Source organism: Pseudomonas sp. GL-B-26 (assembly GCF_019947405.1).
Taxonomy (GTDB): domain Bacteria; phylum Pseudomonadota; class Gammaproteobacteria; order Pseudomonadales; family Pseudomonadaceae; genus Aquipseudomonas.
The window spans coordinates 70,481-86,632 of sequence record NZ_JAGYGJ010000005.1; the positions used below are offsets into that span (position 1 = coordinate 70,481).

Below are 16,152 nucleotides of genomic sequence, written 5' to 3' on the forward strand. Positions count from 1 at the left end.
TTCAATGACCTCCCGAACGTCGACTACGTCGCGACGACAGCCGGTCGATAAACAGATTCACACCGATGGTCAGCGTGCCGATGGCCAGGGCCGGAATCACGATGGCCGGTGCGCCCTGATTGAGGCCGCCGATGTTCTCTCGCACCAGCGAGCCAAGGTCGGCATCCGGTGGTTGTACACCCAGCCCCAGGAAACTCATGCCACTGAGCAGCAGCACGATGAAGCCAAAGCGCAGGCCCAGGTCCGTCAGCACCGGGTTGAGCATGTTCGGCAGGATTTCCACGCAGGCGATGTACAACCGACGCTCGCCGCGAGTACGGGCCACTTGCACGTACTCCAGTGCTTCGATGTTCACCGCCATGCTGCGGGCGATGCGGAATGCGCCGGGGGTGAAGCTCAATACCGCCGTGCAGATCAGCAAGGTGACCGAGGAGCCGAAGGCCGAGACCATGATCAGCGCCAGCATCTTGCTGGGGATCGAAATGAAAGCGTCCATCAGGCGACTGATCAGTTCATCCAGCCACTTTGGTGACACCACCGACAACAATGCACAACTGGTGCCCAGACTGCTGGCCAACACCGCGGCCACCAACGCCAGGCCGACGGTGAAGCGTGCGCCGACGAGGATCCGGCTGAGCATGTCGCGGCCCAGGTAATCGGTGCCGAACGGGTAAGCAGCGCTCAGGTTGCCGAAGACATTATCAGAGACCACTTGCCCCACCGGATGCGGTGCCAGCCATGGGCCGAAGATGGCCACCAGCAACCAGATCACACACATCGCAGCGCCGATCAGGCCGAGCCAGGACGATCCGTGGGAAACCTTGCCCAGCGCCAATTTGGTAGTAACCGGCGATTTCACAATGAGATTGTTCATTGATTTCTCAGCCTCGGATTGGAAAGAATCGCGCACAGGTCGGCAATCAGCACCAACGTCAGATACGCCGTACAAAACAACATGGTGCAGGCCTGAACCAACGCCATGTCGCGGTTCGTCACGGCATCGACCATCAGGCTGGCGATGCCGGGGTAGTTGAAGATCGTTTCAACGATCACCACCCCGCCCAACAGGTAGGACAGGCTCAGGGCGATGGCATTGGCGATGGGACCGATGGCATTGGGCAAGGCATGGCGCAGGACGATCCGAATCTTGCTTACACCTTTGAGCCGGGCCATTTCCACGTAAGGGCTGTCGAGCTGGTCGATTACCGCCGCCCGGGTCATGCGCGCCATTTGCGCGACAATCACGCAGCACAGCGTCATCACCGGCAACGCGTAAGTGCGCATGAATTGCCAGGGTGAAGTGATGTCACTGGCGTAGGACAGCGCAGACAACCAGCCCAGGTTCACTGCGAAAATCAGCACCGCCAGGGTCGCGACCAGAAACTCCGGCACCGCCACCATGGTCAAGGTGAAAAAACTGAGGACACTGTCGATGCGCCCGCCCCGGCCCATCGCCGAACCGATGCCAAGAGTCAACGCCACCGGCACTGACACCAGCGCCGTAGCGGCCGCCAGCATCAGGGTGTTGGGCAGACGCCCGGCCATCAAGTCGCTGACCGGCATGGCGTTGGACACCGAGAGCCCCATGTCACCGCTGAGCAGGCTCATCAACCAGTGCAGGTAACGCAACACACCGGGCTGATCCAGCCCCATTTTCAGGCGCAAGGCTGCCACCTGTTCCGGCGTGGCGAACTGCCCCAGAGACTGTTGCGCCGCGTCCCCCGGCAGCACCGCCGTGATGGCGAAAACCACCATGGACACAATCAACAAGGTCACGATCGCCGCGCCCAGGCGCCGGCCGATCAACCACAGTGTGTTGCTATTCATTACCCAATCCTCATGCAATGTCGCTGCAGCAAAAACCCGATTTCATCAAGCGTCCAGCCAGACCTGCTCGGAGAACATGTACCCCATGAAACCGCCCAGGGGGTTGGTGCCATAGCCTTTGACCCGTTGGTCGACACCATCGATGTTGCTGATGAACACCGGCACGCCGATACCGCTGTGGTCATGCACCAGGGTCTGCATGTCGGCGTACATCTTGCCGCGCTTGGCCTCGTCGGTTTCACCGCGGGCTTGTACCAACAGCTGGTCGAACTGTTCGTTTTTCCAGCCCGATTCGTTCCAGGGTGCTGTCGATTGAAAGAACTGCGAGAAAATCATGTCGGCATTGGGCCGCGGGTTGATGTTGCCGAAGCTCAGCGGATGCTTCGCCCAGTGATTGGACCAGTAGCCATCGGCCGGCAGGCGGTTGACGTCGAGCTTGAGCCCGGCCTCTTTGGCCGACTGCTGCAGCAACACAGCGATGTCCACCGAACCGGTTGCGGCCGGCGAGCACATCAGCGGCATGGTGATGCTTTCCATGCCGGCCTTTTTGAGCAGGAATTTGGCTTTTTCCGGATCGTAGGCACGTTGTGGCAGGTCGGCGTTGAAGAAGCGCGCACCGGGTGCGATCGGGTGATCGTTGCCGACCCTGGCGTAGCCACGGAATATCGCCGACTTGATCTGTTCCCGGTCCAGCAAGTATTTCATGGCCTCGGTGAATTCCGGGCTTTGGCCCGGCAGCTGGTCCTGACGGATGATCAGGTCGGTGTAGTTACCCGACGGAGAGTCCACGACCCGATGCTTGGTGCTGGCCTTGATGCGGATCGTTGAGCGCGGGTTAACCTCGTTGACGATGTGTACGTCGCCCGATAACAGGGCGTTAATCCGCGACGGCTCGTCGGCAATGGCGATGAATTCGATCTCGTCCAGATACGGCAAGCCGGGTTTCCAGTAATTGGTATTGCGCACACCAATCGAACGCACCCCGGGCTTGAACTCCTTGGCCTTGAACGGGCCGGTACCGATGCCCTGGCTGAAATCGCTCGTCCCCTCGGGAACGATCAACATGTGAGAGATGGCTAGAACCGACGGCAATTCAGCATTCGGGCCGCTCAATTGTATCTGCACTTCGTGGGTGCCGACGGCCTTGACCTCGGCGAACTGCGACGCCAGCGGCAGGACCTTGGAACCGGTGATTGGATCCTTGTGCCGTAACAGAGAAAACACCACGTCGGCGGCTGTCAGCGCCTTGCCGTTGTGGAAGGTCACTTCCTTGCGCAGGGTGATCACCCAGAGCATGGCGTCAGTGGTGTCGATACGCTCGGCCAACTCCAGCTGCGGCACCATATGGCTGTCGAAACGCGTCAGGCCGTTGTAGAACATGTAATGGCGCACGTAATCGGTGGACGATGAGCCTTTGGCCGGATCGAGGGTGTCAGCGGTGGAGGAGGTCTGACCGGCAACGCGAATCCGTCCGCCCGGTTTGCCTTTGCCAGGGGTGGCGGCTTCATCATCGGCAAACAGCTTGCCGGCGGCGCCGAACAGACTACCGGCGCCCGCGACAGCCACCCCTGCCAACCCCAGCATTTGCAATGCATTGCGGCGTGACATGCCGCGATTGAGCCCTTCAAAAACACGCAGACTTTCTTCACCAGTGATCAACTGGGAGTCGATATCTTTTTTATTGTCAGTCATGTCAGTTCTACCTTTCGAAAAAGTGATAAGGCTCGAGTGCTCGCGATTAACGTTGTGTGATTGAAACGTAAAGCAACACCATGAACTCAGTGCAGGTAGTCCTGCAGGCGGTAATACGCCCCCACCAGAGGCAGGAACCAGGGTTTGCCGAAATGCCCGGGAATAGCTGGCCACTCGAGTTCGCGCCACGGGTTGGCCTCGACCTTGCCGGCCATTACCTCGGCCATGACCTGCCCCATGTGCACCGACATTTGCACCCCATGACCGCTGTAACCCATGGAGTAATAAACCCCTCCATGCTGCCCGGCCCGGGGCAACCGATCGGAGGTCATATCCACCAGGCCACCCCAGCAATAGTCGATCTTCACGTTAGCCAGTTGTGGGAACATCTGGACCATCGCCGCCTGCAACACTTTGCCGCTCTTGGCGTCTGAAATGCTGTCGGACATGGCAAACCGGGCACGACCGCCAAACAGCAAGCGGTTGTCCGGCGTCAGGCGGAAGTAGTTACCGATCATGCGGCTGGTGACATAGGAACGCCGTGCCGGTAGCAAGCTGTCGATCAGGGCCTGCGGTAGCACCTCGGTGACTATCACGAAACTGCCCACCGGCACGATCCGCCGCCGATACCAGCCCAATCCGCCCTGCTGGCTGGTGCCTGTGGCCAGCAGAATCTGAGTGGCGTGTAGCGAGCCTTTGGTGGTGTTGACCTGATAGCCGCCGGCACTGGCTTTCCAGTCCGTCACCGACACGCCCTGAAAGATCAACGCGCCGTGACGTGCTGCCGCCTCGGCCAGCCCGACACCGAAGCGCCCGACGTGCATCTGCACGCCGTTGCGCTGCAGCAAGCCTCCATGGAACTGGACCGAGTTGGCTTCAGCACGGGCCTCTTGCGCAGAGAGCAACTCGACCTCGGCGTCGACCTCTCGCCGAATCAATTCGCAGGTGCGCGCCAAACCTTCGTAATGCATCGGCTTGGCAGCCAGCTTGAGCTTGCCGTTGCGCTTGAGGTCGCAGGCAATCTGCTCCTGCTCCACCAATGAGACGACGCTCTGTACGGCGCTTTCATAGGCCTGGTAATAAGCACGCGCCTTATCAGCGCCGAGGCTGGCGCTGAGTGCCGCGTAGTCCTGGGCAACGCCGGTGTTGCACTGACCGCCATTGCGTCCTGACGCCTCGCCAATTACCCGCCCTCCTTCCAGCACCACCACACTGGCCCCCTTCAAGGCCAGGGCCCGGGCCGCCGCCAGGCCGGTGAGACCACCACCGACGATGGCCACATCGACCTGCCCGGGCAATGCGCCGAGCTGAGCACCGGTGAATTGCGGTGCGGTATCGAGCCAATAGGACTCACTGCCCATGTCTAACCCCTTTTGCCTTGAAGAGTGCCGTGAGACTTAGAGACCGACCAACCCGGCCAAACCGCCGATATCCGGGATCTGGTGGTAGCCATAGACCGCATTCGCCGGCTGTTCGTGACCACGGGCGACGAAGGCCTTGTTCTTGATCTTCATGTCGTGGGCCGGCATCAAGTCATAACGGAAGCTCGAGGACACATGCAGAACATCCTCTGGGCCGCAGCCGAGGTTATCGAGCATGAACTCGAAGGCGGCCAGGCGCGGCTTATAGGCTTGGGCTTGTTGTGCGGTGAAGACTTTATGGAAAGGTGCGCCGAGCTTGTCGACGTTGGACATGATCTGCTCGTCCATCGCGTTGGAGAAAATCACCAGCGGAATCTTGTCGGCGATTTTCGCCAGGCCAGCCGGCACGTCAGCATGCGGACCCCAAGTCGGGACGGCGTCGTAGTAGAGCTGGCCTTCGCCTTTGTACTCGACACCCCAACGCTTGCAGACCCGCGCCAGGGAGGTCTTGATAATCTCATCATATGGCCGCCAGTCACCCATCACCTGATCCAGGCGATAGGCGGAGAAGTCCTTGACGAACTGATCCATTTGCTCGGCAGGGACACGATCGGCGAACAGTTCGCGCGTCATGTTTCCCATTTGAAAGTTGGTCAACGTGCCGTAGCAGTCAAAGGTAATAAACTTGGGTCGAAGAAAGCTCATGAGTGCGGTCCTTAATGATTGTTGAGGTCATGACGGGTCAAGCAGTTACTCCGTTCGGGAAGCACCGGTGCAACGCTGCATCACGGATTTATTACAACACCAAGAGACCACGCATAAACTGTTAAAAGTATAGGCTGCTTGGTACAAACCACCGTTTTGCAGGCCTTGCTCAGCAGACTTTGCGGGACGCTCCAGACCCGGGCGTTCTACCCCGTGTTTTCAAGCCTTTGCGAGCTGTTTTGGTGCGCTGGCAAGCCATGCACACCGCAATGTGCGGCGGCATTTATGCCTGGTTGAAGGAGAACGAGAGTGTTCGCTGAGCACGCGCCCGCTGATTGTGCTGCGAGGTGAGGCGGAGCTAGTCAAGGCTTCAATGCGCCTTGGGACAACCTTGCTTCTATTAGCGATAGGTGTGACATACCGGTCAAAGCAACATCTGTACGCGTCGTGACAGCTCTACAAAGGCGGCGCATTGCACGACGCAGCACCACGTCCCTTCCTGCTTATCTATATGGCCCACCACCGCCACCGATGAGCCTGCGACCGCACTGACCAGTAATGGTCTCATTGAGCTGTCTATCAGATAGGTTACTGACGAAATCGGGTCAACTTGCTCTCATACAAAGTCAGCCTGACAGATACAGCAGATTCTCCCTTGCGAACTCGAAGAACAGCACATTTCATCTGGCACGCTTTGTTAGCTTATTGAGCAGACCCGGCATAGCGATGTCCTAATCGTCACGGCCCTTGCAAGTTCGCGAGCCAGACCGCCCTCTGCTGCTTACGGTGCCTATTACCGCTCTAGGGAGCCAGTTATATGACAACTAAATCTTCGAATAGCTACAGCGTTGATCAGCAAACGTCTCACAAATTTTATATCAATGGCTGTTGGTCTTCCCCGGCAACTCCCGCAAGTTTGCCGGTGGTCAATCCGGCAACTGAAGAGGTCGTTGCGCAGGTCGCGCAAGGCTCTGCCGAGGATGTTAATCGGGCAGTAGCGGCGGCACGCGCAGCGTTTCCTGGTTGGTCTGCTACCTGCGCAGAGTCGCGCGCGCTTGTCCTTGGAAAGATCCATGAGCTCATCCTTGAGCGTAAAGAAGTGCTCGCGCAGGCCCTCTCTCTCGAAATGGGCGCTGCCATCAGTTCCGCCCGGGCAATGCAAGTGCCTCTCGCAGCCGAACACGTTCGGGTCGCCCGCGATCTGCTGTCCACTTACCGTTTCCAGACAGTTGAAGGTGGAACCGCGATCGAACGCGAACCCATAGGCGTCTGCGGTCTCATCACTCCGTGGAACTGGCCGCTTTATCAAATCACCGCGAAAGTCGCCCCGGCTATTGCTGCAGGATGCACTGTGGTCCTCAAACCAAGCGAACTGTCGCCTCTAAGCGCCCTTCTTTTTGCACAACTGGTCCACGACGCGGGCCTTCCACCTGGCGTCTTCAACCTCGTGAATGGTAGTGGTCACGAGGTCGGCGCAGCGATGGCTGCGCATCCTGATATCGATATGATTTCGATTACCGGCTCCAACCGTGCGGGCGCGCTGGTCGCACAGGCGGCCGCCCATACGGTGAAGCGCGTCACACAAGAACTGGGAGGCAAATCCCCGAACATTCTGCTTCCCGACGCCGACTTCGCCAAAGCCGTCCCACTGGGCGTGATGTCGGCATTCCGCAACGTCGGACAATCGTGCAGCGCCCCGACAAGAATGATCGTACCTAAGGACAGGCTGGCGGAGGTCGAATCACTGGCTGCCGCGACCGCCAATGCGATCATCGTCGGTGATCCGCGATCGGAAGATACGGTGCTCGGTCCCATTGCCAACGAGGCCCAGTTCAATCGCGTGCAAGCCATGATCGAGGCTGGCCTGGATGAGGGTGCAAAACTCATTTGCGGCGGACCTGGACGTGTGCCGGGTTTTGAAAAGGGCTTCTACACTCGACCGACAGTATTCTCCGACGTAGACACCGCAATGCGGATCGCCCAGGAAGAAATTTTCGGGCCGGTGCTGTGTATCATTCCGTATGAAACGATCGATGAGGCGGTCGTTATCGCGAACGATACGGTATACGGCCTAGGCGCCCATGTTCAGTCTCAGAACCTTGATCTGGCGCGTGCAGTGGCCTCTCGTATCCGCGCGGGACAAGTGCTTCTGAATTACCCCGCCTGGAATCCAATGGCTCCATTCGGTGGCTACAAAAGATCCGGCAATGGTCGTGAATATGGTGTCTATGGCTTGGAGGAATACCTGGAAACCAAGGCAATCATTGGATTTGGCGGATCACTTGATAGTACTTCCCGCACGTAGAACTCATTCAAATGTTCGGTGCCGTCCAATTCGGCTATCCGGAAGTTGGCTTAGGGAGCGCAGCTCGACCCTATGTTCCTGCCGGCAATGTCTGGCGCCGTTCGTCCATTGAGGGAGTAGTGGTATGGCAAACGAGGACAGATTTTTTATGGGTGCGACGCACCAGCCAAAAAAATAAACCCGTCCTCACTGCCCAAGCTGTTTAAACCTCTGCAATGGCCTCGCGAACGAAGTCTTCATAGGTGCGCAGTGGGTGCCCGATGATGGTCTGAAGCTGTTCTACGGTTCCTTCAGTTGCTTGCATGCCGAACGTCTGGATACCCGCCATCATCAGGCGCATGTCATAAGCCAACCAGGTGGGACCGTACGAAGCCAGCTGTCCTTCGAAGGCTGCTACATCGTCACCGCCGTAGGCAATGTCGCGACCCAGGGCGGAGCTCCAGATCTTCGCCACAGAGGCACCGGTAAGTGCCTGCGGCCCGACCAACTCCAGCGTTACACGATCCAGGGCAGAAGATGCTTTGTCGCGTCGCAGCAACTCTGCAACGGCAACATCGGCGATGTCACGCGCATCTATCATCGAGACGCCCGCCGAGCCAATTGGCATCGGGTATACCGAGTAGTTCTGAATCGTCTGCTGGACCATGAGTTCGTTTTGCATGAAGTAAGCCGGACGCAGAATGGTTGCGGGGATGTCGAGGCTTTCGATCATGCGTTCAACCGTATGCTTGCCGGTGAAGTGCGGAACATTGGTGAACTTGTCGGCATGAATCACCGACAGATAGACGATGCGCTCGATGCCTGCCTCTTGGGCGAGGTTCAGCGTGATGAGCGCTTGCGTCACCTCATCGGGCGTAACGGCGTTGAGCAGGAACAGCGTCCGCACCGACGACAGCGCGACGCGCATCGAAGGTACATCGGTGAGGTCTGCGACAACTTCAGTGACGCCGGCCGGGAAGTCCCGCTTACCCGATTGGCGCACTAGCGTTTTAACCTCGGCGCCCGCGCTGGCAAGGCCCTGAGTGATGAGTGAACCAATAGTGCCCGTGGCACCAATAACGAGAATGCTCATTTTTGAATCTCCTACAGTGGATATTTAGGGTGGCTCAGCGAGAGAAGTCCGCAACGACCTTGCCAGTCCGTGAAGCGCTACGATTGCGTTCGATGGCCTCAGGGATGTCGGCGAAGCCAACGACCTTGCCGATCCTGGACTGCAGTGTGCCGCTGACGATTTCTTGGGCCAGCGTCTCCAGCAATTCGGGGGCGGGCTTGTTCATGAACCAGAGGCCTCGGCGATTCGCCGGCGTGCGCGCCAGAATGTCGGGTGATGACGTGCCGACAATGACGCCGTTTTCCGCCAACACCTGCCACGAGCGATCCAGTACCTCACCCCCGACGTAGTCGAGCACCAGGTCAATGTCCTGGACGACGTCCTCGAAACGTTGGGATTGATAATCGATGACATGATCGGCGCCGAGGCTGCGCACATAATCCAGGTCAGCCGTGCCCGCAGTTGCGAAGACCTCGGCGGCGGCCCGCTTGGCGTACTGCACGGCATATCCGCCCAGCCCACCGGCAGCGCCGTGAATAAGGATTCGCTGGCCTGGATGAATCGGCCCTGCGTGATGAAGACTCTTCCAGGCCGCCACGGCTGCGACGGGTACAGCGGCAGCATGGACGTCATCAAGATCTTCAGGCGTAAGGGAGAGGCTCGCTTCACTGACGCTCACGAATTCGGCGTACGCGCCCAGTCCTCCCACCGCGCCCATGACGCGATCGCCAACACGAAAGCGAGAGGCACCGGGACCGACAGCCTCGACAACACCCGCCATTTCGGCGCCCAGTACTATTGGTAGTGGAAGCGGGAAAGCATTTCGCACATGGCCTTCACGGACCTTCCAATCGATGCCGTTCACCCCAGCGGCTCGAACTCGAATCAGAACCTGGCCTTGCCCTGGTTCCGGCTTTTCGATCTCGGCCACTACCGCGGCGTCAGCGCCGCCGTATGCCCGGATCAGTACAGCGCGTTGCATGGTACTCATTGCAGTTCCTCGTATCGAGTTCCGATGACGAGAAGATAGGCTGTTGCGCAGTTAAAGCGGAGACACCAAAATGCAGACACTTCGTTTCAAAAATGGAACACCATGAATCTGAACGCTCTGATCGATTTCACGCTCGTCGCAACGAATGAGGGGCTCGGAAAGGCGAGCCGTGCGAGCGGCATATCCAAAGCAACCTTATCGCGCCGAATCTCCGACCTTGAGGAACAACTGGGCGTGAGGCTGATCGAGCGCAGCGCTCGCGGACTGAAGCTCACCGAAGCTGGTGAGATGCTGATGGCTCGAACAGAAGGTCCGTTGGGCGAGGTGGCTGAAGCCATGACGGCGGCCCGTGAGGGCGTATCGACGCCTCGCGGACGCTTGCGTGTCGCTGCCCCGGCCCTGTTCTCGCAGCTTGCAATGGGCCGCATTGGCGCTGAATTCTGTGCCGCCTACCCGGAGGTCGAAATCGAAGTGGTGGCGGAGGATCGCCTGGTTGACCTTGTGGAGGAACAATTTGACGTCGCCATCCGGATCAACCCGAGCCCAGACAGCAGTCTGGTCGGCCGCTGCTTCGCCAAGGACCGGCTGGTTGTAGTGGCTGCGCCCGAAGTACCTAAGCCAATGCCCGGCGCGACCAGACCAGTTTCTAGCATCGTGGCTTCGAATTTCCAGCCCACCCACTGGAAACTCGATGGAGGACACTTGGTCCTGGAGCCCATCCCCAAGCTGCGGTTCTCTTCGTTGTTGATGATCCGCGATGCGGCTATCGCTGGCGGTGGTGCAGCCCTCATTCCACAGTCCATCGCATGGAACCAGCTTGCCCGTGGCGAGTTGGTCCAGTGGGGCACGGTATCGGGTGTAGAACCCGAGCTCTGGGTCTTGCACACGTCCAGGCGCCTTGCTGCTCCGAAGGTTCGCGCATTCGTCGATTTCATGTGCGCGAAATATCCGGACATGTCTCTGGTACTAAAGGGATAGAAGACCTTCACTAGTCTCAGGTATTGATTCGGCCGCACCGGAACCGCGCGGTAATGAGCGCGCGCCTATTTTTCTCTATCCTTTTACGCACACCACCTGACGCAAGGTGTGCAGCACTTCCACCAAATCTCGCTGGGCGTGCATGACGTGGTCGATGTCCTTGTAGGCCATCGGAATTTCATCGATGACGGCGGCATCCTTGCGGCACTCCACGTGGGCGGTGGCGCGGATCTGGTCTTCGACGGTAAACAGGCTTTTCGCTTTGGTACGACTCATGGTGCGGCCGGCGCCGTGGCTGCAGGAGCAGAACGATTCCTCGTTACCCAGCCCGCGGACGATGAAACTTTTGGCGCCCATCGATCCCGGAATAATCCCCAGTTCGCCCTTCTTGGCCGATACCGCGCCTTTGCGGGTGACCAGAATATCCTCACCAAAATGTCGCTCTTTCTGCACGTAGTTGTGGTGGCAGTTCACCGCTTCCAGCGCAACCTCAAAAGGCTTGCTGATCACTTTTCGGGTCGCCTGAATCACCGCTTGCATCATCAATACACGGTTCTGCCTGGCGAAGTCCTGAGCCCAGCCGACTGCTTCGACGTAGTCATTGAAGTGCCGGCTGCCCTCTTTAAAGTAAGCCAGGTCACGGTCCGGCAGATTGGCGAGGTGCTGACGCATGTCCGTCTGAGCCATTTGAATGAACAGGTTACCAATGGCGTTGCCAACGCCACGGGAACCGCTGTGCAGCATGAACCAGACCCGGTTGGTTTCATCCAGGCACACCTCGATGAAGTGGTTCCCGCTGCCCAGCGTGCCCAAGTGCCCACGGTTGTTGGTGTTGGCGAGTTTCGGGTACTTGCCGGTGATCGCCTTGAACCGCGGGTCCAGTGCCGCCCAGGCCCGGTCCGCCTGATGCGGAACGCTGTCCCAGGCGCCCTTGTCCCGACCGCCGCGCCCCCCGGTGCGGCCATGGGGCACCGCTTTCTCGATCGCGCAACGCAAGCCATGCAGGTTGTCTGGTAAATCACTGGCGGTCAGCGACGTGCATGCGGCGATCATGCCGCAACCGATATCCACCCCGACGGCGGCTGGAATGATCGCGCCGACCGTTGGAATCACACTGCCGATGGTCGAGCCCTTGCCCAGGTGTACATCGGGCATCACCGCCAGATGCTTGAAGATGAACGGCATCCTGGCGGTGTTCATCAATTGCTGTCTGGCTTCGTTTTCTACCGGGACGCCTTCGGTCCAGAGCTTGATCGGTTTACCGTTGGCGACTTCCAGCAGTTGGTAGGTATGTTCTTGCATGACTTCGATTCTTTTCGATTGGTCGACTGTTCGACGTTGGGCAGGCGCCTGGGGTGAAAAAGGCATAGCAGCCGACGCGCCAGCTTTGATTCTCCTACTTCGCGGAAAAAAGGGGACAAATTTGTTTACTCACCGATAACAGAAACGCCGCTCAGTGAGCGGCGTTTTTTGTGGAATAGGCACCCTTTGAGCTGTTGGCGATGGAACCTAGTGATCCATAGCTGCAAACCCGCGTTCCAGGTCCTCAATCAACGCTTCGACATCCTCAAGCCCGATATGCAACCGCAGCACCGGATTCAATGAACGGTCTGCAGCACTGTCGCGATCCGTGGTATCGGCAACAGCAATCAGACTTTCATAACCACCCCATGAAGCGCCAAGCCCAAACAACTGCAGCGAATCAATAAAGCGTTCGACGTAGGTCGGGTCCGCATCACCCAGCTCGTAGGACAGCAAACCGTTGCTGCCATTGAAATCGCGCTGCCACAGGGCGTGACCGGGATGATCGGGTAACGCTGGATGGAACACCCGTTTCACCTGCGGTTGCGCTTGCAGCCAATGAGCGATTTCCAGCGCCTGGCGTTCGTGCACTTCCAGTCGCGGCGCCAGGGTTCGTGCGCCGCGCAGCACCAGGTAGGCATCGTCGGGGCTGACCGTGGCGCCAAAGGTGTCGGCCATGGACGCCAGTGGCTGCCACACGTCTTGTCGGGTGCAGACGCTGCCCATGACCACGTCGCTGTGGCCGCACAGGTACTTGGTCAACGCCATGATTGAGATGTCCGCGCCGAGGGCCAGCGGTCGGTACAGGTAACCCGAGCCCCAGGTGTTGTCGACGGCCAGGAGAATGCCTCGCGGTTTGCACAGGGCGGCGATGGCCGGCAAGTCGCAGAGCTCATACAGCAAGGAGCCCGGCACTTCGGTATAGACCATTTTGGTGTTGGCTTGCAGTTGCGCATGCAGGCTGCTGCCATCAGGGGCGAAGTAGCTGACCTGAATGCCGAACGGCTGAAGAAACTCACGGGCCAGCCGTCGCACAGGCGCGTACACCGCGTCGCTGATCAGTACGTGATCGCCGGGCCGCAGGTAGGCCAGGAAGGTCTGCGCGATCGCCGCCAGCCCGGTGCCGAACAAGCGCGTGCGGTAACCACCCTCCAACTCCGTCACCAGATCTTCCAGGGCGAAGGCCGTCGGATTGCCTCGAGCGCCATAGCTCAGGACCCGCTCGCTATCACGGCGAGCACGGGCGTCGCGCATTTGCGCCAGGTTATCGAACAGCACCGTGCTCAACCGCGTGACCGGCACGTTGACTGCCCGACCGCCATTGCCCTGTTCGGTACGCGCCGAATGGACCAGACGTGTACGCACCCGGGCATCGCGGGGCACTGTGTCGCGCAGCGGCTTGAGACTGGCGATTTCGTCGTTGCTCATCTGCGCCAGCAAACCGATTTCCCAGGCCAGGTACTGACGCGCCGCGTCCTTGTTGCCGGCGTGACGGTCGTGGGTGAAGAACAGAAAATCGATGCACTGTTGATTGGAAGGCGTGGTCGGATTTTCCTGCACCGCGAACCCCTCTGCGCGCCAGGCATCGATCCCGCCGTCCAGCAGCCGGACTTGAAGGCGCTGATTTTCCGGCAGCTCCTGCGCCGCGAAAGCAGCCAGCAAAGGATCATCGGCGACCAACACCAGTGGCCGTTGCTCACCGGCCACTTCAGACGCCAACAACGAGCGAATCGACCAGCGCGACCCGACGATATTGCCCTTGCGATAAGTCATGCTCGGTCGCAGGTCAATCAACACAACGGCGTCGTCCTTCAGTGCATCAGCCAGCGCCAATACTGTAATCGAAGGCAACGCCTTGTGAGCGGCAACCTCGACAGCAGCCAACGTCAGACCGCTGCTCACGCCACCCTCCAGGACATACGCTTCATGCCCCAACTGCCGCAACCAACTGGCAACGATCGGTGCGCGCACGCCATCACTGTCGAGCAGCACCAACCGCGCCTGACGCACACCGATATACAGATCGGTGGATTGAATCAACTGCCCGCCCGGTGTGTGTTGTGCACCGGCCAGACTGCCCGCAGCAAACTCCTCGGCGGTGCGCACATCACACAAAAACAGACTGCGACCGCCCTCCCTGGCCCATTGCTCGACCTGCGCCGCCTCAACGGTCTTCACACCGGCCCGCTCCGCCAGTTGCGCAGCAGCGAGTCGCCGGCCCGGTAACGTGCCAGATGACACCGCCTCGCCATAACGTCGGGTGCTGCCATGCTCCAGCTGAAAATCTTCCAGATACCAACCCTGGGTTCCGTTTTCCAACGCGTAGACCGGGTTTTTCAACCCCAGATTGATCAACGTCTGGGCGCCGATAATGCTGCGGGTCCGACCGGCACAATTGACCACGATTGGCGTGCTTTCGTCCGGCACCAGATCGTGGACGCGATAACCTAGCTCACCATTCGGGCAGCACACCGAACCGGGAATGGTCATCTTGCGGTACTCATCGAACGGCCTACCGTCGAGCACCACCAGCGGCTCGCCCCGCTCTTGCCATTCGGCCAGTTGCTGCGCGGTGACATGTGGCGTATGGCTGGCCTCTTCGACCAATTCACCGAAGGCCTTGGAAGGCACATGCACCCCGGCAAACAGCTGAAAACCGGCAGCCTGCCAGCCATCGGCACCGCCCTCGAGCACATGCACCTGGCTATATCCGAGCGCCTGCAGACGTTGAGCGGAACGCACCGCGACATCCACGCCGTCCTGGTCATAGATCACCAGCCGAACCTGAGGATTCGGCGCCAGACGCCGGACCTCCAGCTCCAGACGGCTGTAGGGCAAATTCACCCCGAAAAACAGGTGGGCTTCGCCATATTGGCCGTGCTCGCGCACGTCAAACAGGGCAATTTCCTGCCCGTCGAACAGCCACTGCTGCAGTTGCCCTGGAGTTACGGTCTGGCTCATGGGGTTCCCGTTTGAAAAAAGAGTTATTGAAGCGCCAGAGAGCGCTCATTGGCCGCGACTTCCCGGCCCTTTGCGTACGCACGCTGAATGGTTCGGCATTGCCGGCCGCCGGCAGGAAACGCCCGGCCTTGTCGGCCAGGTATTTGAGGATGGCACCGGACTCGAACAGGCTCAGCGGCTCGATCAAGCCCTGCGGCGCATGGTCGACAATCGCCGGAATCCGCCCATTGGCGCTGATGCGCTGGAACGCTGCCTGCTTCTGCTCGCCTTCACGGATATTGACCGGCAGCAGGCGGTACTCAAGCTCCAGCTCTTCAAGCAGGATGCCGATCTTCAAGCCATTGCCAGTCGGCCAGTAATACAGATCGATCATGCGTAGGCCTTGATCGACGGCGCCATTTGCGAGGCGTTGTAATTGAGGATGCGCCCGTCGGCCTCGACGCCGTAACGGCCATTGAGGGACTCCAGCGGCAAACCGTACAGGTGGAAATGCAGGGTCGCCTGCTCGCCTTCGACACGAATGCCGTGCAGGTCTTCGCCGAGAAACGAGATGGAGGTGCCGGGTTGCACGATCACTTCCTTTTCCAGGTGCAAGGTGGTGAAACCGGGCTCGCGGCCTTCGTCATCACGACGGTAGACGTAGTTGATTTCCTGGCCTTCGACCGCGCTGATGATCGCCCAGGTTTCATGGTTATGCGGGATCGTGCTTTTGCCCGGCAACAGCGAATTCAGGTACAGCGTCGGCGTGTCGCCGTCGTCATTGAGACGGTAGCGGAATGCGGTGCTGCCCTGCCCCGGCACCGGCGCGGGGAACTGGTCGAAATTGAACAGATCACGGCGCTCGGCCAGGACTTCAAGCAAGGAAACGATTTCCACCAGCGCGGCGCGGTCGACGCCCCGTTGATGGATGACGCGGATTTTCTTCAGGAAATCCTCGATGACGGCGGCACGGTTAACGGTACTCATGAACAGGCTCCTC

At 59.4% G+C, this 16,152-nt stretch carries 12 protein-coding genes and 1 pseudogene; 2 read left to right on the plus strand and 11 right to left on the minus strand.

Annotated elements, in window-relative coordinates; genetic code table 11:
- Position 1: 1 nt before the first annotated feature.
- The 5 genes from KGB23_RS05000 to KGB23_RS05020 form a co-directional block, all read right to left on the minus strand.
- A complete protein-coding gene (locus tag KGB23_RS05000; RefSeq protein ID WP_223430145.1) occupies positions 2–874 on the minus strand; it encodes an ABC transporter permease in 873 nt (290 codons plus the stop codon).
- Positions 871–1,827: an ABC transporter permease gene (locus tag KGB23_RS05005; protein WP_223430146.1), complete on the minus strand. Its 957-nt coding sequence runs from the start codon at positions 1,825–1,827 to the stop codon at positions 871–873. Before KGB23_RS05005 ends, KGB23_RS05000 begins: the two co-directional genes overlap by 4 nt.
- Positions 1,828–1,872: 45 nt before the next feature.
- Positions 1,873–3,519, minus strand: coding sequence for an ABC transporter substrate-binding protein (locus KGB23_RS05010; RefSeq protein WP_223430147.1), 1,647 nt, complete (start codon positions 3,517–3,519; stop codon positions 1,873–1,875).
- 86 nt (positions 3,520–3,605) lie between these two features.
- Entirely contained in the window at positions 3,606–4,880 is a 1,275-nt protein-coding gene (locus KGB23_RS05015; protein WP_223430148.1) for an NAD(P)/FAD-dependent oxidoreductase, read from the minus strand.
- 36 nt (positions 4,881–4,916) lie between these two features.
- Positions 4,917–5,585, minus strand: coding sequence for a haloacid dehalogenase type II (locus KGB23_RS05020; RefSeq protein ID WP_008146451.1), 669 nt, complete (start codon positions 5,583–5,585; stop codon positions 4,917–4,919).
- 817 nt (positions 5,586–6,402) lie between these two features.
- Here KGB23_RS05020 and KGB23_RS05025 point away from each other — a divergent pair.
- Positions 6,403–7,890 carry an aldehyde dehydrogenase family protein gene (locus KGB23_RS05025; RefSeq protein WP_223430149.1) on the plus strand — a complete coding sequence of 496 codons (1,488 nt, stop codon included), beginning with the start codon at positions 6,403–6,405 and terminating at the stop codon, positions 7,888–7,890.
- A gap of 202 nt (positions 7,891–8,092) precedes the next feature.
- Here KGB23_RS05025 and KGB23_RS05030 read toward each other — a convergent pair whose 3' ends face one another.
- Together KGB23_RS05030 and KGB23_RS05035 are read right to left on the minus strand one after the other, a co-directional pair.
- On the minus strand, positions 8,093–8,962 hold the full coding sequence (locus KGB23_RS05030) for an NmrA/HSCARG family protein (RefSeq protein WP_223430150.1): 870 nt from the start codon (positions 8,960–8,962) through the stop codon (positions 8,093–8,095).
- Positions 8,963–8,996: 34 nt separating this feature from the next.
- A complete protein-coding gene (locus KGB23_RS05035) occupies positions 8,997–9,932 on the minus strand; it encodes an NADP-dependent oxidoreductase (RefSeq protein ID WP_223430151.1) in 936 nt (311 codons plus the stop codon).
- A gap of 102 nt (positions 9,933–10,034) precedes the next feature.
- On the opposite strand from KGB23_RS05035, the gene KGB23_RS05040 reads away from it, so the two are divergent.
- The gene (locus tag KGB23_RS05040; RefSeq protein WP_223430152.1) at positions 10,035–10,910 is read left to right on the plus strand and encodes a LysR family transcriptional regulator; all 876 of its coding nucleotides are present in this window, start codon (positions 10,035–10,037) and stop codon (positions 10,908–10,910) included.
- A gap of 75 nt (positions 10,911–10,985) precedes the next feature.
- Here KGB23_RS05040 and KGB23_RS05045 read toward each other — a convergent pair whose 3' ends face one another.
- The 4 genes and pseudogenes from KGB23_RS05045 to KGB23_RS05060 form a co-directional block, all read right to left on the minus strand.
- Positions 10,986–12,212 carry an RtcB family protein gene (locus KGB23_RS05045; protein ID WP_223430153.1) on the minus strand — a complete coding sequence of 409 codons (1,227 nt, stop codon included), beginning with the start codon at positions 12,210–12,212 and terminating at the stop codon, positions 10,986–10,988.
- A gap of 207 nt (positions 12,213–12,419) precedes the next feature.
- Positions 12,420–15,173, minus strand: a complete 2,754-nt coding sequence (gene metC / locus KGB23_RS05050; RefSeq protein ID WP_223430154.1) for a cystathionine beta-lyase — start codon at positions 15,171–15,173, stop codon at positions 12,420–12,422.
- Positions 15,174–15,282: 109 nt separating this feature from the next.
- Positions 15,283–15,546 (minus strand): annotated as a pseudogene (locus KGB23_RS05055) (glutathione S-transferase N-terminal domain-containing protein); the annotation flags it as partial.
- A complete protein-coding gene (locus KGB23_RS05060) occupies positions 15,543–16,139 on the minus strand; it encodes a cysteine dioxygenase (protein ID WP_223430155.1) in 597 nt (198 codons plus the stop codon). The gene KGB23_RS05060 and the pseudogene KGB23_RS05055, both read right to left, overlap by 4 nt.
- Positions 16,140–16,152 lie beyond the last annotated feature (13 nt).